This is a genomic window from Bradyrhizobium sp. LeoB3, assembly GCF_055456055.1.
This window is the reverse complement of record NZ_JBVBEF010000009.1, coordinates 1-23,722: the sequence shown is the minus strand read 5'-3', so window position 1 is coordinate 23,722 and position 23,722 is coordinate 1. Positions and strand designations below refer to the sequence as shown.

Below are 23,722 nucleotides of genomic sequence, written 5' to 3'. Positions count from 1 at the left end.
GCGACGAACGCTCTTCACGTGCCTACATCATGCGAGCATGAAATCATGAGCAAGCCTATCTTGCGCGATCCCTCGCAGGAGGATCCGCCGGTCGAATCTGAGGCGCGCCAGGGCACCCAGCCCACCGCCGACCGGCATTCTGCCGATGCGGAAATGGCGCGCGTTCTCAACACGGCTCCGCTCCGTATGGCGTTGGACCCCTCCGGTGGCGGGATCGCCCACTGGAAACACGAACCACTGCACGACGTCGTCCAGCCCATGACCGATCACGTCATCATGGCTTACAACGGCTCGATTCAACGCATGGAGCGGCGGTCAGGAAGATCGGTTACGATTGGAACGTTTCGTCCTGGGGTCGTGATAATCATTCCGGCCGGATCAAGCTCCCGGTGGGATATTCCGAAATCTGTCGATGTCGTTCAGCTCTATCTTCCGCACACAACGCTCGATCGCGTTGCACGCGAAGCCGATACTGCCACATCGGTCGATCTTCTGGAGCGAACGGCGCATCCCGACCCGATTACATCCCGATTGCTCTTGAGCGCGGCCGACGTCCTTGAGGGCAATGGAGCTCTGGATAGGTTGTTCAGGCATCAACTGACAGACCTCCTGGCCACGCGCATCCTGGTCGCGCACACCGGCTCGCCAAACACGTTCCGGCCGACCTTGGGCGGGCTTTCGCCGAAGGTCCTGCTCCGTGCCATCGAACGCTTGCGCTCGGACAGCGATGCCGACGTCTCACTGGCTGCACTGGCTGCAGATGCCGGCCTGTCGCGCTTTCACTTCTGCCGTGCCTTCAAGGAAAGCACCGGACTTTCACCTCACGCCTGGCTGCGCCAACACCGGCTCGAGCAGGCAATGAACATGCTTCGCGACACCGACGCGTCGATCGTCTCGGTCGCAGCGGCACTTGGCTACGCCTCTCAAACAGCCTTCGCGGCGGCGTTCAGGCGTTTGACCGGCGAAACTCCGAGCAATTGGAGACGGCGCGCGCGTTAGCAGCAATTCCTCTGCAATTACCTCAATCGCTCGGGGGCGGCTGCACACCTCCTTCGGTAAATCGGCATGTGCACGACCCATGCCGACCTCGTCAACGCCGAGTTGCTCTCGTTCATCGCGTCCTAGCGTCTCCGGTTTCTTGCGTCGGAAAAACTCAAACCACAGGAGTAGGTCACATGCGACTTGTCATCATAGGCGCCGGCTTCGCCGGCATGTACGCAGCGCTTTCCGCTGCCCGGCTGCGCGACATCAGGGGCGCGTCACCTGAAGAACTCGAGATCGCGCTGATCGCGCCGGACCCGAGGCTGGTCATTCGCCCGCGACTTTACGAGCCGAAGCCAGAGACGCTGACCGCACCTCTGCTGGAGGTCCTCGAAGCCATCGATGTCGTCTACGTGCAAGGCAGCGCAAAGACGGTCGACACCAAGTCTCGCACGGTGGAAATCGCCACCGCAAAAGGTGCGAAGAAGAACCTCTCTTACGATCGGCTGGTCGTCGCCACCGGCAGCCGGCTGTTCCGTCCGAATATTCCGGGCCTTGCCGAACATGGCTTCAGCGTCGACCAACTCGAGGATGCGATGGCCCTCGACCGGCATCTGCACAGTCTGGCCGATCGGCCGGCAAAGAACGGGCGCGACACTGTCGTCGTCGCCGGCGGCGGGTTCACCGGCATTGAGGCGGCAACGGAGATGCCCGCGCGGCTTCGCGGGATTCTCGGCAAAGATGCCAGGCCGCGCGTTATCATCGTCGATAGGAACAGCGCGATCGCTCCCGACATGGGCGAAGGCCCTAGGCCCCTCATAGAGGAGGCATTGCGCAAACTCGGCGTGGAGGGTCGGTTCGGCGTCGGCGTCGCCGAGCTGGACAAATCCGGGGTCACGCTTTCGAACGGCGAACGCATCGAATGCGGGACCGTGATCTGGGCTGCCGGTATGCGTGCGGCTCCATTGACCACGCAGATCCCCGCCGAGCGCGACAATTTCGGCCGGCTGCTGGTCGACCGCGATCTGCGCGTGCTGTCGGTGCCCGGTGTCTTCGCCACCGGCGATGCCGCTCGCGCAGCGTGCGACGACGTCGGCAACTATGCGCTGATGTCGTGCCAGCACGCTACGCGGATGGGTGCCTTTGCGGGCAACAATGCGGCCGCTGAACTGTTGGGAGTTCCGACTATGCCGTACCACCAGAAGGCATACGTCACCTGTCTCGACCTCGGAGAAGCCGGCGCGCTCTTCACGCGCGGCTGGGACCGCAAGGTCGAGATGGTTGGCGACGAGGCAAAGAAGATCAAGCGGGAGATCAACACCGTCTGGATCTATCCGCCGCGCGCCGAGCGCGCCGCTGCTCTGGCGTCGGCTGACCCCGAGCGTGTCACCGATCTCTGAACACCCAACCAGCATTGAAGCCCTTCCCGCGCGGGAAGCGTGGCCCGCCCAGGATCGAGCACCAAGATCGAACGCAGGAGATGAATCAGATGATCCACAACACTCAGCAGGAGACAAACATGAGCCTAGATATTACCGCACACCCCGTTAGATCGAAGCCCGACGAATTGGTTCCGTCGCGCTACGCGCTGAAGGTCGGCGAGATTGACGTGCTGGTGGTCAGCGATGGGGTACTACTGCTGCCCACCAAAATGTTAGGACACAACGCCGACCCGGCCATCCGGGCGGCCTGGCTGAACAACATGTTCCTGCCGCCGGACGCTTTCGACTGGGCGCTGAACGCGGTCGTGGTGCGTAGCGGCGGTCGGACCATCCTCATCGATGCTGGACTAGGGGGCGACCCGGACTTGCACTTGCCGCGGGCCGGGCAGTTGGTCAAGCGACTGGACGCCGCCGGCATCGATCTCGCGTCCGTGACCGACGTGGTGCTGACCCACATGCATATGGATCACGTTGGCGGGCTGCTCGTCGAGGGCGTGAAGGATAGGCTGCGTCCGGACCTGCAGATTCACGTGGCTGCCGCCGAGGTCAAATTCTGGGAGTCACCCGATTTCTCCCACACCGCCATGCCGCCGGGGTTCCCGGACGCGCTTCGGTCGGCGGCCAAGCGGTTCGTCAACCAGTACCACAACCATCTGCGTCAGTTCGATGAGGAGCACGAGGTGGCTCCGGGCGTGGTCGTCCGCCGCACCGGCGGCCACACCCCCGGGCACAGCGTGGTCCGCCTGGCATCCGGCGGCGACGCCCTGACGTTCGCCGGCGACGCCGTGTTCGCGGTCGGGTTCGACCAGCCCGACTGGCACAACGGCTTCGAACACGACCCCGAGGAGGCGGCGCGCGTTCGGGTCCGTCTTTTGCGGGAGCTGGCTGCGACCGGCGAGATGCTGGTGGCCACTCACCTGCCATTCCCGTCTGTCGGTCGGGTCGCGGTGGACGACGACGCGTTTCGTTGGGTACCGGTTTTCTGGGACTACTGACCGCTTGTTGGCTTAAATCCGAACTAGGGCGCGTGCTCATAACGTAAAGAGTTCACGCCCTAGTTTGCGCGCTGCTGATTGCGGTCCCCGATTCGATCAGCGAATTAGTGAACATGCACAATTGCGAGCGCACCATTGCGTGGTGGCGCGACGGGAGAAAGGCTTGGCAATTCGAAGGGCCGGAGCAGGGATACTGTCCTGAGAAGCGCGATAACGCTCAAGCTCTTGACGTTTTCCACACGGGCGAAAAGACGGTGACCATCGCATCGTTGATCCACACATCGATCGGTTCAAATTGCCGCACAATGGAGTCTGCCGCTGCGAAGACCTCATCCGGATTTGAGACGTCAGCCGGCGTGACGAAACCAGCGCCCCCAAGCTCCTCGAGTTCGCCCTTCACGTCATTCAGTGCGTCGGCATCGCGCGCAATCAATCCGACGCGAGCGCCGGCTCGGGCAAAACGATGCGCGGCGGCCCGGCTCACACCAGCGGAGGCGCCCGTGATCACGACGTTGCAGTTTCGAAGCTCACCAGACATGTACGAACCGTGTCTCACATATGGATCAGTCTCTCCGGGTGGGCCGGGCTTATGACGCATGCTGATCTCACATCAGACCAACCGCGCGTCCGGCGAAGAAGTTCCTGAAAATCGCGGGCTTAAAGGAACGGTCCCGGAGTCAGCTTGTTCTTCGCAAAGGGACGACGTTACAACCTTATCGGACGTATCCATGGCATCCTCCACCGCATCAGATGTCCTGGTCGAGACGCTGCTCGACTGGGGTGTCGATACCGTCTTCGGGCTTCCGGGTGATGGCATCAATGGCATTATCGAGGCCCTGCGCACGCGCCAGGACCGGATCAAGTTCGTCCAGGTCCGTCATGAAGAAGCCGCGGCCTTCAACGCCTGCGCCTACGCGAAGTGGACAGGTAGGCTCGGCGTATGCCTTGCAACATCAGGCCCGGGTGGCATCCATCTTCTTAATGGTCTCTACGATGCCAAGCTCGATGGACAATCAGTGTTGGCCATCACCGGTCTGCAATTTCACGATCTGCTCCACACGTTCACGCAGCAGGACGTGGAACTCGACAAGCTCTTTATGGACGTGTGTGTCTACAACAGCCGCGTGATGGGTCCACACCACGTCCAGAATATCGTGGAACTGGCCTGCCGGACCGCGCTTGCCTACCACGGTGTCGCCCATGTGACCATTCCGGTTGACATGCAATCGCAGCCTGTAAGCGCCGGCAAGAGATCGGAACGCAACGTGCCAAACCATGTTTCGGACCTGATGGCCCGCTCGGCGCAGACCGCAAGCGAGGAGCAGCTCGCCAAAGCATCCGAGATCCTTAAGGTCGGCAAGAAGACAGCCATTCTTGCAGGCCGCGGAGCGCTCGATGCGCGCAACGAGGTTCTCGCTGTAGCGGAGAGGCTCGCCGCGCCGGTCATCAAGCCGCTTCTTGGCAAGGGGGTGATCCCCGACGACAGTCCGTATTCGGCCGGCGGCATTGGCCTTCTCGGAACCAAACCCGCGCAGGAAGCGCTAGAAAGCTGTGACACGCTTCTGATTGCTGGCAGCACGTTCCCCTACATTGAGTTTTATCCAAAGCCGGGCCAGGCGCGCGCCGTCCAGATCGATGTCGATCCGCAGCGGATCGGGCTGCGGTACCCAGTCGAGGCAGGCCTGGTGGGTGATACCGGCAAGGTACTTCAGGCTCTGCTGCGGCGGCTTGATTATCGTGACGATCGTTCGTTCCTGCAACAGACCCAGGAGGGGATGAAGGAATGGAACGCGTTGATGAGCCAGCGCGGCACCAATAGCCAAAAGCCGATGAAACCTGAGCGCGTTGCGTACGAGCTCAACAAGCTTCTTTCCGATGATGCGATCGTGGCAACCGATTCCGGAACAATCACCACCTGGATAGCCCGACACCTGGTCATGCGCGGCAATATGATGTTCTCGTGCTCCGGCAATCTCGCGACCATGGCGTGCGGCTTGCCCTATGCGATTGCGGCTGCGGTGGCTTTCCCGGGCAGGCAGGTTGTGGCGTTTGTTGGCGACGGCGGTCTCACCATGCTGATGGGCGAGCTTGCCACCTGCGTGAAATACGGCCTCGACGTAAAAATCGTGGTTATCAAGAACAACTCCCTCGGGCAGATCAAATGGGAGCAGATGGTGTTCCTGGGCAATCCGGAATACGTCTGCGATCTGCAGCCGATCGACTTTGCAGCTGTGGCGCGCGGCTTTGGTGTGAGCGCGTTCAGTGTCGACGATCCGGCGCAGTGCGGCGAGGTGCTGCGCGAGGCGCTGAGCACGCGCGGCCCGGCATTGATCGAAGCGGTGGTCGATCCGCACGAACCGCCGATGCCGCCGAAGGCGACTTTGACGCAGATCACGCATTTGGCCGAATCGCTCGTTCGCGGCACGCCGGCGAAGGGCAAGATCGCACTGACCATCGGCTCGGATGTGGTCCGCGAAATCATTTGAGTCGGAGCGATGGGCGAAGAGACAAGGATCAGGCGTCTGGCAGCACGGTCGTATCGCATTCCGACGGATGCGCCGGAAGCAGACGGTACGATCGCCTGGTCGGCTACGACGCTCGTTCTGGTCGAGGTCGTCGACGCCGGAGGTGTGACCGGCGTTGGCTACAGCTATGGCAGCGCAGCTACCGCCGAGATCGTGAATAACGAACTCGCGTCGGCCTTGCGCGAGCAGAACGCGCTGGCGATTCCGGCGCTCTGGCTTGCCATGGTGACGGCGGTGCGCAACATTGGTTGGCGCGGCGTGTGTGCGTGCGCAATTTCGGCGGTCGACGTGGCGCTGTGGGATTTGAAAGCGCGCCTGTTGAAAATGCCGCTGGCAGATCTCCTCGGATGTGAACGGACCGAAGTGCCGATCTATGGCAGCGGTGGCTTCACCTCCTATTCCGAGGGGCGCCTGTGCGAGCAGTTGAGCGGCTGGGTGGAAAGAGACGGTTGCCGTTTCGTAAAAATGAAGGTCGGAACGACGCCGGCATGATCTGGCTCGCGTCCGGGCGGCGAAAGCGACGGTCGGCTCCGCGGAGCTTTACGTCGATGCCAACGGGGCCTACCGGCGTAAGCAGGCGCTCGAATTCGCCAGGCAGTTCGCCTCGCTCGGTTTGACCTGGTTCGAAGAGCCGGTCTCGAGCGACGATCTTGAGGGATTGCGACTGCTACGAAGCACGTCGCGGAAGTGACGCCATGCACTGAGCTCTGACGGGCGCCGGCATTGCCGCCTTTTCAAGTGAAAGGCGCTATCGGAATGCGCCTATGGGCAATCCTGCAGAGCGAAACGGTTGCTCCTCATGCGCTGACCACCATTGGGCCACGGCTTCCGCGACGCGATCCCAAATTGATGTAGGCAAGTCGGGGATAGCGATCCTGACGAGGTAGCGATTGCGTGTCTTGTCGTGGAACCACTCCGCTGCACCGAAATCGAAACCAAAGCTTCCTGCGTGACGCAACGGCAACCCGGCCTTCCTCAGGTCGCCGCACAAATCCGCTGCCATTTGCCTCGTTTGCCTCTCATCAAGCATCCGCTTTGGCGTGAGCGTCACATACAGCCCGTGGCCAAAATGAAGTTCTCCCGACGAGCCGGCGAGCGTGGATGCAAAATAGCGCGCAGTCCTTCTGCTGTTCCGCAAGATTGCTGAGACGCGCTTATCGGTGAGATCCCGATAGGCTCTCGTTCCGACATAGGGCGGGAAATGCGCCGGCAACGCTGCGCCGCCGAACAGTCGAACGGCCTTTCGCATCTCCCTCGCAAGCGCCTCCAGTTGTGCCTGATGCACACGGTGCTCTTCGCAGGCGACAAAGACAGCGGAGCCGAGCCGGCCGTATTCCAACCCAAGGGAGTCGAGCTTGGTGTGGCTGCGTACAAGCACGATCGGAATCTCCCAACGATGCGCCCAATTCAGGACGCGGCGGATGCGCCCCGAGCCGCTGGAGAAGCAGGTTGTGTCGAAAACGATGAGATCAAGGCGCGGGTTTGCGCCGCGAAGCGTCGTCTCGAATGCGGCCGCGGGTGCGCATGAGTCCAAGAGAAGCACCCGCAATCGTCGCGCCCGAGACGCGACCTCGCCGGGTGAGCTTTTCAGCAGCATCGGCCGCAAATGGCGGGCATGACTTTCGATCAGCTCCAGGGTTTCACTATAAGAGCCAGGTAGTACCAAGATGTCCGCCTCTGGCATCATTTGTGCCGATGCCAGCAGCAGCGCCGATATCGCGGCCATCCCCGAGGAGGTATAGATCGTCTCATTGGCTGCCGCGTCGTCGAATTGATAAAACGACGGGCCCCGTACGTCCAGGTCGGCGCGCTGGTAGCCATAGCTGAATTGGAATGGTCCCGCGCGCAGCCGATCCGGATACGCCCATGCAGTCTCCGTGAGCGCCCAATCGTGCAGCGCATGCTCAGCCTTCAGGGCAGCGGCCAGTTGAAATTTCCGTTCAATAACCTCAGCGACCGAGGCGGGATGGCGCAACGACAGAGGAGTGCTGAGGAAGCGGTTCAGCAAGTTGAGCTCTTCGTGCTTTCTGTGGAGATATGCCTCGAGGGTTTCCATGCCCGGCCTTCATTTTTGTCCGCGCATTATGACTAACGTATCTACGAGGAATTGGGTCCTTGGCCGGTCCGGTCGGCTCACGAGCTATGGAATGCATTACGGCCGGGCAGGCCACTTCCGCATTGCCGCCATGAAACCGGGCTGCAGCGAGCTTTAGGTCCGGGTCAGGAAGTCCATTAGTCCGAGCCACAGCAGGATTGCCAGCCAGAACAGTCCGGCAGCCGCAAAGATCAGGGTTCGTGGCCCGCGGTGCCAGAGTTCCATGAATACGGCAGCAACGACCGAGGCCTTCAGAGCGGCGATGCTGAGCGCGACCATCGCGTTGCCGTTCCCGAGCGGGACGTAAGGCAGGCTGACCGTGAGCGCGAGCAGAGCAAGCAGCACGAGCCAAGCGGCGAGCAGCGGAATTGAAGGGCGCGAAGGCATCACGAGACCGATCTCCCGGGAAGATAGATGAGAGCAAACAAGAAGATCCAGACTACACCGCCCAAGCGACCAGAAAGCTCGATGTGAGCAGGATCGCCGTATTGGCCGTGCCGATCAGAAGATCGGTGTGGCGCCCCGCAGCCAGGAAACTTGCGGGATAGGCGTGCCGGTAGACGAAATAGGAAAGCACCAGGCCGCCGAACAGAAGCACCTCGGTCGCGATGAAGACCCACATGCCGAGTTCGGCGGTGTGATCACGATGCTCAACGGAAATGAACTGCGGCGCAAACGAGCGGGTCTCAGGCATTTTGTGGTTCTGCCTTGAAGTCGAAGGAATACTGGTACGGCGCACGCGTGACGACCGGCTGCACCTCAAACTTAAATTCCGGTGGCGGCGAGGGTGTCTGCCATTCCAGTCCCGGCGCGTTCCACGGATTGGCCAGCGAGCGTCGCCCGAAGAAGGCGGAATAGGCGAGATCGCGCCTATCGGCGCTGGCTTTTGGGACTGTGCGCACTGACGCTGCTGCTGCGCGTGCTGGAGGCTGCCATTCTGATCCTGCCCGCGATCGAGCACGTCGCGCCGCTAACCACGGCGGTGATGCTGGCGGCCGCGCTGGTCTTTGTCGGGGCGCTTCTGCTTTGGATGTTTGATGCCATGCTGTGTGAGCGCGCGCGTTGGATCAACGCGACGGTGCAACATGTTCGCGCCGAAGGAGAAGCAGGATCAGGGCGGCCAGCCCGATGATCGTCATGAGGGCCGTGCCGGCGAGCAGCCGCCCAACAGCGAGCATATAGGTGCCACTCACGGGATCGAAGCCGTAACAGATCAGGCCAATGTGATCGGCAACCGACCCAACCTGTCCCGACCGGCATCGACCAGAGCAAGGCGCAGGCTCGCGGCATCCAGCGCAAGTGCCGAAAGGCCGCGGACGACGCGGCCATCCGGGGTGACCACGAAAGCGGCGAGGGGATGCGCAAACTGATCGTGTTCACTGTCGTAGCGGAAATGAAACCCGAAGGCGTTGGTCAACTCGCGTATAGCAGCGGCGTTCGTGCGCAGGAAGTGACTGTTGCGGACCAACTCCCCGTCGCTACCGATTTGCTCGTGCTTCATTGTTAGCGCATCGGCCACCGCATCCCTCGGATCCAGGCTGACCACCAAGCACCCAGACGGATGGCGTCGCGCCCAGCCACTCCCGCAACGGCTCGATGTCTTTTTCGCCTTGCAGGAGCAGCGATAGCGGAAGAGATCCATTCGGCGGTGGCACGGCTTCCACCCCGCCATTTCACTCACGTTAACGCGCGCCTGCGCCGGGACTCCGGCGAGCAATATCGCAACAGTTGCGATTGCGGCAGCTCGCATCATGAGCACGTCGACCTTTCAGCCAGTGCCTAACGCTGGGTCTTGAACGGGGTTCCATTTGCGGCAGTAGCCCGAGGCGGTCATCTCAAATTAAAAAGATGCCGGCGGATCTACCGGCATCATTGAGTTTGTGCATCTACTTGCTGGACTGACCGACGCTTGGTGCCTTGTCGAGCTCTTGGGCCATATCAAGGTGATGCTGCAGCGCGGGCAACGTTTTGCCGGCCCAGTCTTTCAGATCGGCATTGTCGCCACCCTTGGCATAGCGCTCGAAAAGCGACACCGCGTCCTTGTGAGCGCTGACCTGGTAGGAATCGTAGTCCGAGCTGAAATCCTTGCCGGACACATCCTTCAGCTTGTTGAGCTTGCTCTGGTGCGAACTGTCGAGCGCCGCGGGCACCTCCGCCTTGACCTTGCCGCTGGTGACCAGTTGCTTCAGCTCGGCTGAGGTCTTTGAGTGGTCGGTTACCATCCGCTGGGCAAAGGATTTCTCCCGCGCATTGCCCTTTTGTTCGGCGAGCTTGCTCGATTCGATTTCGAACATGTCGCTGATTGCGACCTCCTTGACGAAGTCGGCCGTGGTCGGCGCAACACCCAGCATTGAATTGACGCCGGTCTTCTCGCCGGCGGATTGAGCAAGAGCTGGGCCTGCCAGCAGAACGCAGCCCAGCACGATGATTGCACGCGTCATGATTTTGGTCCTTCCGGATTTCAGCGGCGCCATGGTTGCCGACTGAAGGTGCGCATCAACCCGCAGAGGAGGGTGTTGTTCCTCTCGGTTGGCTGCGGCAGGGGCGTTTGATCGTATCGGCTGGGGCTGGTTGAGGAGCAGCCGCGCCTATCGCGCGCTGATTCTTGGCTCGAACCTGTCGGCAATGGCCATCCATTCCGGAAGCGGCGCGCCGTCACGGTGTCGACCGCCAGCAACAGCTGCCGCCCAGGCGCTGACGGCTCCGAGCAGGGCGGCGACTGCCAGTGAAAATGCCAGGATGATTGTGCTGCGACGCGCATGAGCAATCGCCGTCTTCGAACTCGCAATCGCCTGATCGGCTCGCCGCTCGGCGTCGCCCGCGGAAAGACCCGTAAGTGTCTGGACCTGCTGAATCAGATAGGTCCGGTCATCACCATTTACCCCGCCGTGGCTCGACGAAGTCATGAGTATCCGGCCGGCCTCGGCACGTTCGACGCTCATATCGACGTTCGGAGGTCGACGCGGTTGGCGGAGAAGCCGATCGAGCTCGTAGCTCAGAAGTGGTTCGGCTGAGGTCCTGTTTTCCATTGCAAACGATGGAGATGAGCGATTGACTGCTGCTGCGCTCACGATCGCCGTCAATCCGGCCCCGATTAGAACCGCGAGTGCCCAAGCCGTCAGGCCATGAAGACCATCGCGCGTTTCCTCCGAATTGGGGGCACCGCCAATGTCATCGCGGACAGCACCAACGTCGCCGCGCGTCCGACCAGCAATGTAGCCGCCGAGGCCGAAGCTGACGATCGCCTGCAGAATCAGAAAAAGGCCTGATAGCAGCGACAGGGCGGCAGATGCATCTCGCCAAGTTGGTGAAGTCGAGCTGATCCCGAGACCGATGGTGACGCCAAAGGTCACCAGGGTGAAGGCAAACGCCGCGGCGACTAACGCGCCTGCGATAATCGGCGTCCAGCGCAGATATCTGACGTCATCAGTAAACGTCGGCACTCCGTCTTCGACGAGCGTGGCAGCCTCGATCGTCATGGTCGAATCCCTCAGCGCAGACCGAAAAACGAAAGGATGGCCAGTATGACGACGATCAGGCCAACCAGATAGATCAGCTGGTTCATTTCAATCCTCCTTGATCGCTTGATAAGCGCAGGCGGGTTCGGAAGGTTCCTGTCAGACCTGATGATGCGGCGCAAAACGCGCCATAATGGCTATTCGTTCGCGGTGATCGCGCTGGAACGTTGCGGACCGGAAAAGCCGGAAGGCTGCACACTGCTACTGATGCAGCCTGCACCCAGTGGAGCATCAAAGACCATTGTCGATCACAATCCGCCTCGCTGATTTTCAGGCGTCTGGGGATCCTCCTCGTTCGGATGCAACCCGATCATCACTTGGACTTGGGGAACAGGACGCTACGGCTTCTTCCACTTCCTTGACCAGCGCTCGGTGGTGTTCAGCGAGCTTGGCAAATAATGCTTTCTTCGTCGCATTGGTCGCCAGCTTGCTGATTAACTCGCACTCCTCGGCTTCATTCCGAAGCCTCTCCAGGTGCGCCTGCATGTCTTTCATTTTGGTGCGCCCAAACTTAGAGCTACGTCCAGCTCAGCAGCTTGTTCGATTTGCCGCGCCTGGCGGAGAAGCTTCTCCCGCTCGGCGCCCGGAGACAGATTTCTGGCGCGCGTCCGAGCCCGTTGCGCTGAGCTGATCAGTCGCTCATGCAATGAGCCGATCGGCTTGGACCGATTGCGCTTTCGTTTGTTGCTCATTTTGAGAGCTTAGCATCGGGCTGCCAGGGGAAATTCAACTATGTAAAGACCCTGCGCAAGGCTGCGATAAAATTGGATTGATTCTCCGACAATGGCGGCCATCCATCGCTGTCCGCTATGCCGCTGACAGCCGATCTGTTCGGGCCCGCAGCCGATCAGGGCTAGTGCCGCTGCAAAGGCTGACCTCACTTAACATGTGTGATTGTACCGCCAGGTCGCGCTGGCACAGGCTATTGCGAGGCGGTCGCTAATGCCGAAGGTAAGGGGAAGAAATGATGCTCAGCGAGGAATTTAGTCAGAAGACGATCGCCGCAATGGACCTGGCGCTGGAGAGGGCATGCAGATTCCTGCCTATCGGACTACCAGAGCATGAAACAAGGAAGTTCGTTGCAGAGAAGATCATTGAATGCGCCAAGAACGGCAACCAAACTCTTGCCGGCCTTACCGAGGTGGGACGCCGCGCGATACATGAGCTGATCGCAAGAAGGAACGAGACCGCTGATGAGATGACTTTGACCCACCCTGATGGCAAGTAAGCCATGCATCTTGCTCATCGGGCTGAGGAGGTGTCGCTCAGAAGCCTCAAGCGCACCTAACAGGGGGTAGCGGGTTAGCGTGCCCCGCCCAAAGGGCGAGGCCGACCTTTTTGCGCTGCAGCGCAGGTAATGGCCACCAGTTCAATGATGGTGCTGCCCTTGGCTTCGCCACCTCTGGCTGACCAAGCAACTCCTGCCGAGAGGAAGCGGGCTCCGGTGTCGACGCCACGATCGCGCGGGGTGCGGCGCGCCGAGAGCCCGGTTAACATAGGTTGCGACCGTAGTCGGGGACTCGCATAATCTCTGCTCAGTCACGGCCCGGTCGATCGGCGCGCACGCCGCCCCCTTTATGGGCCGATGTTCCTCCCGCTGAACTCCCGTGCGCCTAAATTCCGGCGTTGACCCTCGGTCGCGACAGGACACGGCGCGCCTCGACGCTCGCTTTGCTCTTATGTGGACAGCCGCTTGATGGTCTTGACGGCCTGGTTGGGACCGCGCCAGCCCAGGAACTCAAGCTCCTTTTCCTCAAGCGCATTCGTTGCGAGAAAGAACTGCTGGAGCTCCTGGTGCGCTCGAGAGGGAAGATCGCGGATGTCCTTCAGATCGGTCTCGAGCGGAGTGCGGTCGGGCACCGCGAACAGGCGATCGTTTCTCTCCGTCTTGCTCTTGCCTTTCTGTTCGACTTCGAGAATCCCTATCGGTCTGCACCGCAAGACCACGCCGGGATAAGATTGCGCATCGTGAATCACTAGGACGTCGAGCGGATCACCGTCCTGCGCCTTGGTCGATGGGACAAAGCCCCAATCGTACGGATAGCTCAGACCGGCCATCAGAGGCTTGGCGAGCGTAAAGACGCGCAGCTTCGGATCGAAGTCAAGCTTGCAGGTGCTTCCGCGAGGAGTCTCGATCACTGCAAAGATTTGGTCATCGCCGGCCCAGGTCGGAAGCTTAAAAAGGTTCGTCATCTCATCTTCCTGTTATCTCGCGCGGTCAGGTGCGTCGGGCCCCTGGCCGGGGGGCTGACAAAGCTTGTCGCGCCGACAAACTTATCTGTCTGCTCTTTGAGGACGCCATCAAACCATTCCTTAGCTATCGACCGCCCTGCGTGCCTGCCAGCTCTCAAGAAGCGTCTCCATCGTGATCGTTTCGACCTGCTCTCCGAACCGGTTCATGTAGATATTCATCATCGCGTCGTGGGTCTCGTCAGCCGAACTGCAAAGCGCGTCCTGGACGAGGATGACGCGGAAGCCCCAGTCGACCGCGCCGAGCATGGTGCTCAGAACGCAGACGTCAGTCTCGCCGCCAGTTATGATGACCGTATCTACGTCGGCGCCGCGCAACTGCTCGTGCAGGTCGCTGCCGGTCCATGGCGAATAGACATGCTTATCGAAGACTTTGGCGGGAGGAACAAACGTCGCAAGGTCTGGGACGAGGCCAACCATGTCGGGGCCGATCTGATCGATGGTCATCGACGCCCAGCGCTCATAGTACTGCCGCCACATGCCGACGCCATGCCCGGGCTTCCGGGCGGGAATGAAGCGGGTGAAGATGGTTCTCTCAGGGTGGGCGGACGTGATCGCGACGATGTTTGGCAAGACACGTTCAAGCCAGGGCATCTTCCACTCGGTGCCCTCCGCAAACATTCTCTGCATGTCAACGCAGAGGTGAACCGCGCTATCGCCCGGCGCGCCATACCGAAGTGTGTCGCTCTTTGACATGGCAAATCCTGAAAACGGTCCAATCGGCGGGCTGGCTAGTTAGTTCCAATCGCCCGTGATCGCGTGCCAATGCCCCATCGCGCTTTAGGCCGCTTCCGAAACCTCCTCATCCTCGGCTTCGAGATTGATCACCGAAGTGGCCAGTTCTGTCAGCGCTTGATCGGTCGCCTCCTCCTCGGCAAGGGTGGCCTGCAGCAGCTTCGCCGCATCCGCCATGCCAAGTTCTTCCGCCCAAGTCCGCAGGGTCCCGTAGCGGGAAATTTCGTAGTGCTCTACCGCCTGCGCTGCGGCCAAAAGCCCGGCATCGAGTGCTGGCATTCCCTTGAAGTCGCGCATGATCTCAGCGCCTTCATCGGTGATGCCATTGATGGCCTCGCATGTTTTGCCGCGGGCCGGCTTGCCAAGCATCCGGAATATCTGATCCAGCCGCTTCACCTGTCCCTGGGTCTCGCGTAGATGCTTGTTGAAGGCGTTCGCAAGCTGCCTTGAGTGCGCTGCTTTCGCCATTTTCGGCAAGGTCTTGATGATCTTGTTTTCGGTAAAATAGATGTCCTTGAGGGTCTCGTGAAAAAGGTCGCTCAGCTTCTTCGGTTGTCGCGTCCGCCGGGATGTCGCTCGCTTGGCCATAACTCCTCCGGGTGTAAGTATCTAGAATTTGACACGTCACTTGTCCTACTCGGCCGATCAACCTGCCGTGTGCTTAAAGGTTCCTAGTACATGGGCTGTTCATCGCGAGCCAAGACAACCAGCGCAGCCCGGTTGAGCCGCGCAAGCCCTCGCGACGACCCGCCGGCGCCAACGCCGCCGACACAGATCCAGATCGAAAGATCCTGGTTCGTTCAGAACGTGATGCAGATTCAGCTCGATATCGAGATCGTTGAAGAGCCAGCTCGGCATGCCGTCGAGCCAAGTCGCGCCAATCTGCAGCGCCATTTCCAGCGGCGTGATTCCAGGCGGCCCACCACAGCAGCATCACACGATCCGAACCACGATCCTGGCCCGCCAGCTTGGCCTGCTCGGTGGCCGTGTCTCCCGATGGTCTAATCTGCCGCATCCAGGTGGCTAACGATGCAGCGGCCGCAGTTAGGTATACCCAAGGTTTATTTTTGTTCGTGATGCATCATTCAAGTTGATCTTAATTCCGCCGTTCGGAGGCTCGATTCCTCCCGCCACAGCCAGTCGTTGCTCAACGCAAGACGGTTTAACAATCCTTGTGTCGGCGATCTTCGGGGGGTATGCCCTGGAACGGGCCGACCGCGATCAATCTCGTATTCGGCCCGCCGCCGCTATAGGGAATTTGGTCGTATCCCCGCGCACCGGTGCACCCCGCTATTTGTCGATCAAAAAGAGCCGTTTGCTTGGAAGGAATCTCGCCGTGACAGAATCGAAAGCCGTCATCATCGACCGGCATCCAGGCCGCTCCACCCAAACCATCGGGATTGCGCGAGAGCTTGGCACCGATCCGGATTTGATCCACGAGCCGTCGGTTGGCGTGGTCGGCACCAAAGGCGACAGCCAGTGCTACATGGGCGTGACGGCGAAGGTCGATGCCATCCACGACAGTCTCAAGAGCCGCATTGGCAAGGGCGCGGGCCGGTTGAAGCTGCGCCTGGTCCAGCCGGAATACACGATCGCGACGTCGGACGGCATCCGCAATGGCACCCGCGAAATGCGCTATTCGCTGATCGGGCGTGAGGTCACTCACGATGCGCTCTGCGAGCATTTGAGCGCGACCGGCCTCGCCGGCACCATCGCCGTCGTAGCCTGTGACAAGCCGCCGGTCGGCACGCTGGCCGCCCTGCTCGAGCACAATCAGCCCGCGATCATCATGTCGGATGGGCCGATCCATCCCGGCACCGATCCGAACACCGGCGAGAAGCTCGACATCGTCAGCGCCTATCAGGTCGCCGGCAACCCGGACGCCGAGTACCGCGATTACATCGCCTGTCATGCCTGCCCCGGATACGGTAGCTGCGGCGGCATGTTCACCTACAACACCATGCAGACATTCATCGGCGTCGTCGGCATGCAGCCGCTGCACATGGTGGCGCCACCGTCCGACGATCCCCGCCGGCTCAAGGAATTCCCGGACCAGCTGGTGGACTACCTCGCGCAAATGATCGCGAAGGACCTGAAGCCACGCGACATCGTGGTTCGCGATTCCATCCGAAACGCCGTCATCGTCGCAATGGCGGTCGGCGGTTCGACCAACGTCACCCTGCATGCGCCGGAGATCGCGCGCGCCGCAGGCTTTGCGGACTTCTGGAAAGAGGTGATGACGCCGGCCGAGTTCAATCATCTGTCGCAGTATGTCGTTCCGGTCCTCACCGATGCCCGCCCGTACGGCAAGTATTCGATGGTCGACATCGACCAGGTTGGCGGCGCGCAGGTGATCGTGCGCGAATTGCTGGAGGCCGGGCTTCTCAACGGCGACGTGATGACCTGCACGGGCGAAACGCTGGCGCAGCAGGTCAAGCGCCTCGGCACCAAGGCCGTCGATGGCAGCGTGATCTATCCCGTCGCCAAGCCTTATAAGCCGACTGGAGGCCTGCGGGTTCTCGGTGGCAATTTGTCGCCGGAATTCTCGGCGATCCTGAAGCTTGCCGGCGTCGAAGGCGGACTGGAAGACAATCTGTTCCGCGGCAAGGCACGTGTGTTCGAAGGCGAGCAGGACCTGCTTGACGCGCTCGACAAGACGCCCGAGCGATTCCAGAACAACGACATGATCATCGTGCGCTACGAGGGGCCGAGTGGCGCTCCGGGCATGCCGGAGATGCTTGACCCGACCTCGCGCATCACCACGCTGTGTCGCGAGCGGGGAATCGTGGTGGCGCTGATGACCGATGCGCGGTTCTCCGGCGGATCGGTCGGCCTTGTCATCGGCCATGTCGGCCCCGAAGCGGCCCTTGGCGGACCGATCGCCCTCGTTCAGGACGGCGACGAGATCGTCGCGGACTTGAACAAGAACGAGCTCAACTGCACGGAGCTGTCGGATCCTGCCGTTCTCAGGCAGCGCAAAGCCGCATGGGACAAGGTGGTGGCTGATAACGACGGCATCCACCCGAATTGCGGCGACGCGGACACCCGCCTGCTGCACCGCGCACGGCTCACCGCCGTTCCTGCCACCCGCGGCGGCGGCCTGCATCCGAATCGCGAGGTCTGGGTGCGCCAGCCGCGCGAAGCAAAGCCGTCGGGTTTTGTGCCGACGAACAAGCACCGGCCGGAGACGAAAAAGGCGTTCTAGGAACGGCGACACGGCGCCCCAGGGCGTCGTGCCCGTGCGGATGCGCGCGGTCGCCAGTATGATGCGCTCGCCCGAAGCGCGTTTGCTGGCGCCGGCGTTCCAAATTCGCCATCAACTGCTCGACGGACGTCCTCGAGTACACCATCATTGATTTCACTGGTGGGCCCGGCAGGACTCGAACCTGCAACCAGACCGTTATGAGCGGCGGCGTATTGGTCAGCTTTGTTGATTTTGCTGCATTTCGTCCGAGTTCGATCCCTATCGTTGCGTTACGTTCTCGCCATTACTTTGCGTAGACGACCCACTCGGTCTTGCGCAGCGGCGCGAGATAAGCCGCGAAGGATTGCGCATCGGCGAGATGGGCGTCATCGCCGAAGAAGCTCAGGCGGGCGGCCTGGTGCGTGGCGACGAGCTTCTCCAGGAACAGTCGCCGGAGCAGGCGGGAGAGCACGCGTACGGGGAGGAACCGTGGGAGCGGGAATGTTGAACGTGTGCCGGTGCGAGGTATCCTTGCCGTCCGCCAGGGGTGGGCAACGCCGCCGCCGAAAACATCGCTTCACTCAAGAAGTCCGAGATGGCGAAAGCGGCGGAGAAACCGTTGCAGGGGAAGGGCTGGTTGTCGCCCGTCCTTCGCATGCCGCAGACCGCGCCGAGGCCATAGCCGCCGAGTAAAATGGCCGGGCCGCTTCAACCGGCGACCTCGGTCTCTTTGAGCATGAGAGCTCATGGCATGTTGATCTGCTAAGCTTAGTAAAGGCGCTCGAATTATCCCTGAAAATAGGCGATGTTTAGAATGAACTTCCTTTTTGCGAGCGGGAAGCGCCTCCTATCGCCAGGGGCAGATGGATTTGTTAGCTGTGGCGCTTCCCTTAGGTGGAAGTGAATTAGTGTCTTCCCGTCATATGAGTCTCGCCGGCTTTCTCATCGCCGGGCCCGTCGCGCACAGCCATGCGCTCTGGCGCAATCCCGCACACGCCGTTCCGTTTCTCTCCCTCGACTACTACACGGAGGTGGCGCGAACCCTGGAGCGCGGTAAGTTCGACTTGATCTTCTTCGCCGATCGCCTCGCGATTGCGGACCGCTTCGGCGGCGACAAGGAGATCGGTATCCGGTATGGCGATCAGGATTCGACGCGGATGGATCCTGTGCCCATCCTTGGCGCGCTGGCGGCGACAACCCGTCATATCGGCCTCGGTGCGACCCGCTCCACTACCTACGACCAACCCTATCATCTCGCACGTGAGTTCAGCACGCTTGATCACCTTTCAAATGGTCGCGTGGCCTGGAACGTCGTGACTTCGATGAACGACGGCGAGGCGCTCAATTTCGGGTTGGAAAGCCACCTCAGCCACGATCAGCGCTATGACCGGGCCGACGAATTCATGGAGCTGATCTCGAAACTCTGGGACAGCTGGGACGAAGGCGCCTTGCAGCTGGACCAGGCCAAAGGCCTCTACGCCGATCCGGCCAAGGTGCATTACGTGAACCATGTCGGCACCTACTTCAAATCGCGGGGGCCGCTCAATATCCCGCGCGGACCGCAGGGGCGGCCCGTCATCATCCAGGCCGGCGCATCTGACCGGGGGCGTGCCTTCGCGGTCAAATGGGCCGAGGTCATCTTCAACATTGCGCCGACGCGTGAGCACATGAGACGATCGACGCAGGCGATCCACGAGGACGCGGCCCGGTCGGGCCGTGTCGAGGGCGGTTGCAAGTCGCTCATTGCCATTATGCCCTTCGTCGGCCGCAGCCGCGAAGAGGCCTTCGAAAAGCGGGATCAAGCTAATGCCCTTGTAAATCCGCTGGTCGGACTTTCGACGTTATCGGCCCATGCGAACATCGATCTGAAAGAACTTGACCTCGACGCGCCCGTCGAACAGTTGCACAGCACCGGCACCCAGAGCCTGATCGCCATGGCGTCCCGGATCGCGAAGGACAATGCGCTCAGCCTGCGCGAAATTGGCCGGAAATACGGGCAAAGCGTCCTCGTGCCGCAGATTTGCGGAACGCCGCGACAAGTTGCCGATGAGCTTGCGGACATCTTCACCTCCGGCGATGCGGACGGTTTTGTGATCTCACCAGCCTTCCTGCCCGACTCCTTTGCTGCCTTTGTGGATGGCGTGGTCCCGGAACTGCAGCGTCTCGGCGTGTTCCGGCGGGATTATGCCGCCGCAACGCTTCGCGGCCATCTGCAGACTTAAGCGGCGAAGTCGTCGAGATGGCGTGAAACAAGCCCATCCCGCTCGGCAGCAATCGCGACAAGATTGACCTGCGGTGAGCAGGATAGGGAGGACAATCTTTTTATTTTTGCGGTCATGCGCTACGCGCTCCAAAGCCTCCTAATCTTCCGGCATGAGTGCTTCGGTCGAGACTTCGTCCGGTCGGTTTGCGTTTCGGACGATTCCTGAACCGGCCCCCACACCTTTCCGCGCATCCTCCGACCGTGTGGAGGGGGCGCATCCGCTGCTCGTGATCCGTGGCTTGACCAAATCCTATGGCGGGCTCGATGCCGTCGCGGGCGTCGATATGGATTTGCCGCATGGGCGTATTACCGGCCTGATCGGTCCCAACGGCGCAGGAAAGACGACGCTTCTCAACGTGATTTCGGGAGTCGAGCGCGCGACCAGCGGAGGCGTATGGTTGAATGGAGAGGCGGTTGCTACGCTTCCCCAGCATCGGCTTGCATCCCGTGGGCTTGTGCGGACGTTTCAGATTTCCCGGGAGCTTGGGCAACTGAGCGTGCTTGAGAATCTGCTGCTTGCCCGTCCCCGTCAGACGGGCGAGACCCTCACGGGTATTTTTACGCGAGCTCGCCGGGTTCGCCGTGAGGAGGAAGCGGCCATCGAGGCGGCGCGTGGGGCGCTCCTGAAAGTGAATCTCTGGCGCCTCGCTGACGAGCCTGCATCGGCACTTTCCGGAGGCCAGAAAAAGCTCCTCGAGATTAGTCGCGCCTTGATGCTTTCGCCGCGGCTCGTGCTACTTGATGAGCCCGCCGCCGGCGTCGCACCCGCCATGGAAGCGATCCTGATCGACACCATTCGCGGCCTCGCGGACGAAGGCGTGGACTTCCTAATTATTGAGCACGATCTCGATGTGGTCGCGGCCCTTTGCCGCCATGTCTATGTCATGGCTGCAGGAAAAATCCTGACGCAGGGCTCATTCGCCGAGGTATCCAGCGATAGCCGCGTCGTCGAGGCCTATCTCGGGGTAAAGGCATGACCGGCGTGTCGGGATCTTTGCGCTTGGAGTCTGTTTCCGCGGGCTACGGCGCAACCGACATCGTCCGCACGGTAAGCTTGCAGGCAAAGCCGGGGCGCATCACCACCATCGCCGGACCGAACGGTGCGGGCAAGTCGACCCTCATGAAGACGATGGCAGGGTTGCTGCGGCCGCGCCAGGGGACAATTCGGATAGGAACGCGCGACATCACGGCATTGCCGCCGCCCGCGCGCGCCGCAGCCGGACTCGGTTATGTTCCACAGGAGCGGAATGTCTTCAAGAATCTTACCGTCGAGGAAAACCTCAGCATCGGTTTCGAGTTCATTCACCGGAAAGCCGCGCGTGGCGCGTTTGCTGCAGCTCGGCAGCGTGTGCTCGATCTCTTTCCGGACCTGGTCCCGCGCACCAAAACGCCGGCCGGCACGCTCAGTGGCGGGCAGCGGCAGATGCTGGCGATGGGATGCGCGCTGATTGCCGGACCCTCGACCCTGCTGCTGGATGAGCCCTCCGCCGGTCTCTCGCCGCGCTATGTCACCACGATGCTCGACGCTGTCGCCGCGGTGAATCGCGCCGGCGTCACGGTGATCATGATCGAACAGAACCTGATTGAGGCGATGCGTATTTCGCATGACGCCTTGCTGCTGGCGGGTGGTGGAATCAAGGGCACGTGGTCCGCCGCGGCCTTCCTGTCGGATCCAATGGTGAAATCACTGTTCCTCGGAGGAACAAAGGCAGGAGGCGAGCTCCTTCAGCAGGGTACCGGCGATGATGCAAGCGCTGCTTAACGGTCTGGTCTCGGGTTTGCTGATTGCGCTTCCCGCGATCGCGCTCTCGCTCACCTATGGCATTCTCAATTTTGCGAATTTTTCCATCGGCGCGATGATCACGATGGGCGCTTACCTCGCTTATGCCGTAAACGCCTCGCTCGGCGCGCCTATCCTGCTGGCTGCGCCGATTGCGGCGGCAGCCTTGGCCCTCATCGCGGTTGGTATCGACCGAGGAATCTACCGTCACATCCGGCATGCTGATCACATCACGCTCTTGGTCGCCTCGATGGGCGTTGCCTTCGTGCTCGAGAACATCATTCGATTTGCTTTCGGCGCCGATGTACGCACTCTCGATGTGCCTGTGGCCCGGCCACTCTTGTGGAACGGGTTACGGCTTAATCACGAGCAACTCGTGATCCTGATCGTGACGCTCACGTCAATGGCCCTGGTTGCTGTGCTCCTGAGACGCACCCGCCTCGGGCGTGCCATGCGCGCGATCGCGGACGATCCGGACTTGGCGGAAGTTCGCGGCGTCGAGCGGGGACGCACAGTCGATTGGACCTGGGCCATCTCCGGGGTTTTGACCGCCTTTGCGGGCATGCTGATCGCCCTCGATGGCATTGTCGATCCGCTCATCGGAACAAATTACCTCGTTTCCGTATTCGCGGCGGCCGTGGTCGGCGGGATCGGTAATCCGTTTGGGGCAGTCGTCGGTGCCCTTATCATCGGCGTTGTCGAGGAGACCTCCGCTCTTGCGGTCTCCACGACCTACCGGCAGGGGATCAGCTTCGTCGTTCTTGCACTTGTCTTGCTGCTTCGTCCGCAGGGACTGTTCGGCGTTGCGAGGATTCGGCGATGATCGGATACCTTGTCGCAATCCTCACCTTCGTGTCCTTGGCCGTGCTGCTTGGCTTCGCGCTGAATATTCAGTGGGGGCAGGCAGGTATGATCAATTTCGGATTGGCGGGCTTTTATGGGGTAGGCGCCTACACGGCGGCCATACTCTCGAAACAAGGGGTCGATGGAGTGACAGCTACGGCGGCGGCTATTGCCGCGACAGCGGCCATTTCGGCCCTGGTGTCGCTCGCCACGATCAAGCTGCGCGAAGACTATCTCGCGATTACGACACTTGCGGAGTCGGTGCGGTTGGTGTTGAACAACGAGACATGGCTGACAGGGGGCGCCAATGGCATCCGCGACATCCCAAGGCCATTCGTCGAACTGGTCGGCGGCGAGCGTTACGAAATCTTCTTCCTCGTGGTATGTCTCGCACTCATCGCCCTTGTCTACCTTTTGCTCGATCGCATCATTCGCTCACCCTTTGGGCGCGCCCTCCGCGCCGTGCGCGAAGACGATGTCGTGGCCGCCACATTGGGTAAGGACGTTTTATCGTTGCGCGTGAAGGCTTTCGCGATCGGCGGCGCAGTTATCGGCCTCGCGGGCGCCTTGCATGCGTTTTATTTCACCTACATCGATCCCGGCGAGTTCGCGGGATTTGTCACGGTCTACGCCTTCATGAGTGTCATTGTCGGTGGCAAAGGCTCCAACCGCGGTCTTCTGCTGGGGGCCTGCACCGTGATGGTGCTGCTCGAAGGAACGCGGTTTCTCAAGGACTTCGTGCCGTATTTCTCTGCACAGCAAGCGGCCTCGCTCCGGCTGGTCCTGATCGGGGCTGGGCTCATCGTCATGCTGATGTTCAGGCCAAATGGCCTGTCATCGGAATATCGCTTGTCTTCCCGCAAGCCCTCCAATCCAAACGTCACGCACTGATAGGAGACGCCATCATGTCGCGCATTTCGATAAAGACCAAAGAGGATATTCCCGCCGGCCTCAAGCCGCTCTGGGACAAGATGACCAGCTACGGTGCGTTTGAGAACCAGGCCGGGGTAATGCGGTGTGCAGAAGCATCCTTGCTCGCCGCGGTTTCCGACAAGTTTGGATTTGCAGGGTCAGTATCTCGGTCGGTGCGAATTCGCCCACTCGCGGGCAT

General features: G+C 61.1%; 26 protein-coding genes and 2 pseudogenes. 15 read left to right on the top strand and 13 right to left on the bottom strand.

The annotated features are described in order from the left end of the window. The first annotated feature begins 45 nt into the window (after positions 1 to 45). The 3 genes from ACZXDY_RS09565 to ACZXDY_RS09555 all read left to right on the top strand — a co-directional run bounded on the left by ACZXDY_RS09565 (position 46) and on the right by ACZXDY_RS09555 (position 3,418). Positions 46 to 999, top strand: a complete 954-nt coding sequence (locus tag ACZXDY_RS09565; protein ID WP_464345304.1) for a helix-turn-helix transcriptional regulator — start codon at positions 46 to 48, stop codon at positions 997 to 999. Positions 1,000 to 1,175: 176 nt separating this feature from the next. After that, positions 1,176 to 2,381, top strand: a complete 1,206-nt coding sequence (locus ACZXDY_RS09560; protein WP_464345303.1) for an NAD(P)/FAD-dependent oxidoreductase — start codon at positions 1,176 to 1,178, stop codon at positions 2,379 to 2,381. Between the two features lie 80 nt (positions 2,382 to 2,461). Then, complete coding sequence (locus ACZXDY_RS09555) at positions 2,462 to 3,418, top strand: MBL fold metallo-hydrolase (RefSeq protein ID WP_464345302.1); 957 nt, start codon at positions 2,462 to 2,464, stop codon at positions 3,416 to 3,418. Between the two features lie 217 nt (positions 3,419 to 3,635). On the opposite strand, the gene ACZXDY_RS09550 is transcribed toward ACZXDY_RS09555, so the two are convergent. After that, a complete protein-coding gene (locus ACZXDY_RS09550; protein WP_464345301.1) occupies positions 3,636 to 4,016 on the bottom strand; it encodes an SDR family NAD(P)-dependent oxidoreductase in 381 nt (126 codons plus the stop codon). Positions 4,017 to 4,146: 130 nt separating this feature from the next. Here ACZXDY_RS09550 and ACZXDY_RS09545 point away from each other — a divergent pair, with 130 nt between their 5' ends. From ACZXDY_RS09545 to ACZXDY_RS09535, 3 genes are read left to right on the top strand one after another with little or no spacing between them, the layout of a single operon-like run. After that, positions 4,147 to 5,904, top strand: a complete 1,758-nt coding sequence (locus ACZXDY_RS09545; protein WP_464345300.1) for a thiamine pyrophosphate-dependent enzyme — start codon at positions 4,147 to 4,149, stop codon at positions 5,902 to 5,904. A gap of 9 nt (positions 5,905 to 5,913) precedes the next feature. After that, the gene (locus ACZXDY_RS09540) at positions 5,914 to 6,435 is read left to right on the top strand and encodes an enolase-like domain-containing protein (protein ID WP_464345299.1); all 522 of its coding nucleotides are present in this window, start codon (positions 5,914 to 5,916) and stop codon (positions 6,433 to 6,435) included. Position 6,436: 1 nt separating this feature from the next. Continuing rightward, positions 6,437 to 6,634, top strand: a complete 198-nt coding sequence (locus tag ACZXDY_RS09535; protein ID WP_464345394.1) for an enolase C-terminal domain-like protein — start codon at positions 6,437 to 6,439, stop codon at positions 6,632 to 6,634. Positions 6,635 to 6,691: 57 nt separating this feature from the next. Here the strand turns inward: ACZXDY_RS09535 and ACZXDY_RS09530 are convergent, their stop codons facing one another. The 4 genes from ACZXDY_RS09530 to ACZXDY_RS09515 all read right to left on the bottom strand — a co-directional run bounded on the left by ACZXDY_RS09530 (position 6,692) and on the right by ACZXDY_RS09515 (position 8,940). Beyond that, complete coding sequence (locus tag ACZXDY_RS09530) at positions 6,692 to 7,999, bottom strand: hypothetical protein (protein ID WP_464345298.1); 1,308 nt, start codon at positions 7,997 to 7,999, stop codon at positions 6,692 to 6,694. Between the two features lie 153 nt (positions 8,000 to 8,152). After that, positions 8,153 to 8,425, bottom strand: coding sequence for a cytochrome C oxidase subunit IV family protein (locus ACZXDY_RS09525; protein WP_464345297.1), 273 nt, complete (start codon positions 8,423 to 8,425; stop codon positions 8,153 to 8,155). A 52-nt stretch (positions 8,426 to 8,477) separates the two neighbouring features. Then, entirely contained in the window at positions 8,478 to 8,732 is a 255-nt protein-coding gene (locus ACZXDY_RS09520; RefSeq protein WP_028162297.1) for a cytochrome c oxidase subunit 3 family protein, read from the bottom strand. Further along, entirely contained in the window at positions 8,725 to 8,940 is a 216-nt protein-coding gene (locus ACZXDY_RS09515; protein WP_464345296.1) for a hypothetical protein, read from the bottom strand. The genes ACZXDY_RS09520 and ACZXDY_RS09515 overlap by 8 nt, the downstream gene beginning before the upstream one ends. Before the next feature lie 17 nt (positions 8,941 to 8,957). On the opposite strand from ACZXDY_RS09515, the gene ACZXDY_RS09510 reads away from it, so the two are divergent. Continuing rightward, positions 8,958 to 9,170: a hypothetical protein gene (locus ACZXDY_RS09510; protein ID WP_464345295.1), complete on the top strand. Its 213-nt coding sequence runs from the start codon at positions 8,958 to 8,960 to the stop codon at positions 9,168 to 9,170. 81 nt (positions 9,171 to 9,251) lie between these two features. On the opposite strand, the gene ACZXDY_RS09505 is transcribed toward ACZXDY_RS09510, so the two are convergent. From ACZXDY_RS09505 to ACZXDY_RS09490, 4 genes are all read right to left on the bottom strand, one after another. Beyond that, positions 9,252 to 9,584 (bottom strand): hypothetical protein, encoded by a 333-nt coding sequence (locus tag ACZXDY_RS09505; RefSeq protein WP_028162299.1) that lies wholly within the window; start codon positions 9,582 to 9,584, stop codon positions 9,252 to 9,254. 340 nt (positions 9,585 to 9,924) lie between these two features. After that, complete coding sequence (locus ACZXDY_RS09500) at positions 9,925 to 10,479, bottom strand: DUF4142 domain-containing protein (protein WP_028162300.1); 555 nt, start codon at positions 10,477 to 10,479, stop codon at positions 9,925 to 9,927. A gap of 147 nt (positions 10,480 to 10,626) precedes the next feature. Continuing rightward, positions 10,627 to 11,517: a hypothetical protein gene (locus tag ACZXDY_RS09495; protein WP_464345294.1), complete on the bottom strand. Its 891-nt coding sequence runs from the start codon at positions 11,515 to 11,517 to the stop codon at positions 10,627 to 10,629. Positions 11,518 to 11,826: 309 nt separating this feature from the next. Next, on the bottom strand, positions 11,827 to 12,051 hold the full coding sequence (locus tag ACZXDY_RS09490; protein ID WP_464345293.1) for a hypothetical protein: 225 nt from the start codon (positions 12,049 to 12,051) through the stop codon (positions 11,827 to 11,829). A 469-nt stretch (positions 12,052 to 12,520) separates the two neighbouring features. Between ACZXDY_RS09490 and ACZXDY_RS09485 the strand changes: the two genes are divergently transcribed. Further along, positions 12,521 to 12,784 (top strand): hypothetical protein, encoded by a 264-nt coding sequence (locus ACZXDY_RS09485; protein ID WP_051396543.1) that lies wholly within the window; start codon positions 12,521 to 12,523, stop codon positions 12,782 to 12,784. 449 nt (positions 12,785 to 13,233) lie between these two features. On the opposite strand, the gene ACZXDY_RS09480 is transcribed toward ACZXDY_RS09485, so the two are convergent. The 3 genes from ACZXDY_RS09480 to ACZXDY_RS09470 form a co-directional block, all read right to left on the bottom strand. Beyond that, complete coding sequence (locus tag ACZXDY_RS09480) at positions 13,234 to 13,749, bottom strand: inorganic diphosphatase (RefSeq protein ID WP_028162302.1); 516 nt, start codon at positions 13,747 to 13,749, stop codon at positions 13,234 to 13,236. A 120-nt stretch (positions 13,750 to 13,869) separates the two neighbouring features. Beyond that, on the bottom strand, positions 13,870 to 14,502 hold the full coding sequence (locus ACZXDY_RS09475; RefSeq protein WP_464345292.1) for a cysteine hydrolase family protein: 633 nt from the start codon (positions 14,500 to 14,502) through the stop codon (positions 13,870 to 13,872). An 84-nt stretch (positions 14,503 to 14,586) separates the two neighbouring features. Further along, a complete protein-coding gene (locus tag ACZXDY_RS09470) occupies positions 14,587 to 15,129 on the bottom strand; it encodes a YciE/YciF ferroxidase family protein (RefSeq protein ID WP_464345291.1) in 543 nt (180 codons plus the stop codon). A gap of 748 nt (positions 15,130 to 15,877) precedes the next feature. On the opposite strand from ACZXDY_RS09470, the gene ACZXDY_RS09465 reads away from it, so the two are divergent. Next, positions 15,878 to 17,746, top strand: a complete 1,869-nt coding sequence (locus ACZXDY_RS09465) for a dihydroxy-acid dehydratase domain-containing protein (RefSeq protein WP_464345290.1) — start codon at positions 15,878 to 15,880, stop codon at positions 17,744 to 17,746. Between the two features lie 286 nt (positions 17,747 to 18,032). Here ACZXDY_RS09465 and ACZXDY_RS09460 read toward each other — a convergent pair. Continuing rightward, positions 18,033 to 18,212 (bottom strand): annotated as a pseudogene (locus ACZXDY_RS09460) (transposase); the annotation flags it as partial. A 436-nt stretch (positions 18,213 to 18,648) separates the two neighbouring features. Between ACZXDY_RS09460 and ACZXDY_RS09455 the strand changes: the two are divergent. From ACZXDY_RS09455 to ACZXDY_RS09430, 6 genes and pseudogenes are all read left to right on the top strand, one after another. Continuing rightward, on the top strand, positions 18,649 to 19,947 hold the full coding sequence (locus ACZXDY_RS09455) for an LLM class flavin-dependent oxidoreductase (RefSeq protein WP_464345289.1): 1,299 nt from the start codon (positions 18,649 to 18,651) through the stop codon (positions 19,945 to 19,947). Between the two features lie 280 nt (positions 19,948 to 20,227). Further along, entirely contained in the window at positions 20,228 to 20,965 is a 738-nt protein-coding gene (locus ACZXDY_RS09450) for an ABC transporter ATP-binding protein (protein WP_464345288.1), read from the top strand. Positions 20,966 to 20,988: 23 nt separating this feature from the next. After that, positions 20,989 to 21,750 (top strand): ABC transporter ATP-binding protein, encoded by a 762-nt coding sequence (locus ACZXDY_RS09445; protein ID WP_464345287.1) that lies wholly within the window; start codon positions 20,989 to 20,991, stop codon positions 21,748 to 21,750. Continuing rightward, positions 21,731 to 22,591, top strand: a complete 861-nt coding sequence (locus ACZXDY_RS09440; protein ID WP_464345286.1) for a branched-chain amino acid ABC transporter permease — start codon at positions 21,731 to 21,733, stop codon at positions 22,589 to 22,591. Before ACZXDY_RS09445 ends, ACZXDY_RS09440 begins: the two co-directional genes overlap by 20 nt. Next, the gene (locus ACZXDY_RS09435; RefSeq protein WP_464345285.1) at positions 22,588 to 23,502 is read left to right on the top strand and encodes a branched-chain amino acid ABC transporter permease; all 915 of its coding nucleotides are present in this window, start codon (positions 22,588 to 22,590) and stop codon (positions 23,500 to 23,502) included. The genes ACZXDY_RS09440 and ACZXDY_RS09435 overlap by 4 nt, the downstream gene beginning before the upstream one ends. Before the next feature lie 14 nt (positions 23,503 to 23,516). Next, positions 23,517 to 23,722, top strand: a pseudogene (locus ACZXDY_RS09430) (hypothetical protein); the annotation flags it as partial.

Coding starts and splice junctions, on each gene's coding strand:
- ACZXDY_RS09565 (WP_464345304.1), top strand. CDS start 46: ATGAGCAAGCCTATCTTGCGCGATCCCTCGCAGGAGGATCCGCCGGTC.
- ACZXDY_RS09560 (WP_464345303.1), top strand. CDS start 1,176: ATGCGACTTGTCATCATAGGCGCCGGCTTCGCCGGCATGTACGCAGCG.
- ACZXDY_RS09555 (WP_464345302.1), top strand. CDS start 2,462: ATGAATCAGATGATCCACAACACTCAGCAGGAGACAAACATGAGCCTA.
- ACZXDY_RS09550 (WP_464345301.1), bottom strand. CDS start 4,016: ATGCGTCATAAGCCCGGCCCACCCGGAGAGACTGATCCATATGTGAGA.
- ACZXDY_RS09545 (WP_464345300.1), top strand. CDS start 4,147: ATGGCATCCTCCACCGCATCAGATGTCCTGGTCGAGACGCTGCTCGAC.
- ACZXDY_RS09540 (WP_464345299.1), top strand. CDS start 5,914: ATGGGCGAAGAGACAAGGATCAGGCGTCTGGCAGCACGGTCGTATCGC.
- ACZXDY_RS09530 (WP_464345298.1), bottom strand. CDS start 7,999: ATGGAAACCCTCGAGGCATATCTCCACAGAAAGCACGAAGAGCTCAAC.
- ACZXDY_RS09525 (WP_464345297.1), bottom strand. CDS start 8,425: ATGCCTTCGCGCCCTTCAATTCCGCTGCTCGCCGCTTGGCTCGTGCTG.
- ACZXDY_RS09520 (WP_028162297.1), bottom strand. CDS start 8,732: ATGCCTGAGACCCGCTCGTTTGCGCCGCAGTTCATTTCCGTTGAGCAT.
- ACZXDY_RS09500 (WP_028162300.1), bottom strand. CDS start 10,479: ATGACGCGTGCAATCATCGTGCTGGGCTGCGTTCTGCTGGCAGGCCCA.
- ACZXDY_RS09495 (WP_464345294.1), bottom strand. CDS start 11,517: ATGACGATCGAGGCTGCCACGCTCGTCGAAGACGGAGTGCCGACGTTT.
- ACZXDY_RS09490 (WP_464345293.1), bottom strand. CDS start 12,051: ATGAAAGACATGCAGGCGCACCTGGAGAGGCTTCGGAATGAAGCCGAG.
- ACZXDY_RS09485 (WP_051396543.1), top strand. CDS start 12,521: ATGATGCTCAGCGAGGAATTTAGTCAGAAGACGATCGCCGCAATGGAC.
- ACZXDY_RS09480 (WP_028162302.1), bottom strand. CDS start 13,749: ATGACGAACCTTTTTAAGCTTCCGACCTGGGCCGGCGATGACCAAATC.
- ACZXDY_RS09475 (WP_464345292.1), bottom strand. CDS start 14,502: ATGTCAAAGAGCGACACACTTCGGTATGGCGCGCCGGGCGATAGCGCG.
- ACZXDY_RS09470 (WP_464345291.1), bottom strand. CDS start 15,129: ATGGCCAAGCGAGCGACATCCCGGCGGACGCGACAACCGAAGAAGCTG.
- ACZXDY_RS09455 (WP_464345289.1), top strand. CDS start 18,649: ATGAGTCTCGCCGGCTTTCTCATCGCCGGGCCCGTCGCGCACAGCCAT.
- ACZXDY_RS09440 (WP_464345286.1), top strand. CDS start 21,731: ATGATGCAAGCGCTGCTTAACGGTCTGGTCTCGGGTTTGCTGATTGCG.
- ACZXDY_RS09435 (WP_464345285.1), top strand. CDS start 22,588: ATGATCGGATACCTTGTCGCAATCCTCACCTTCGTGTCCTTGGCCGTG.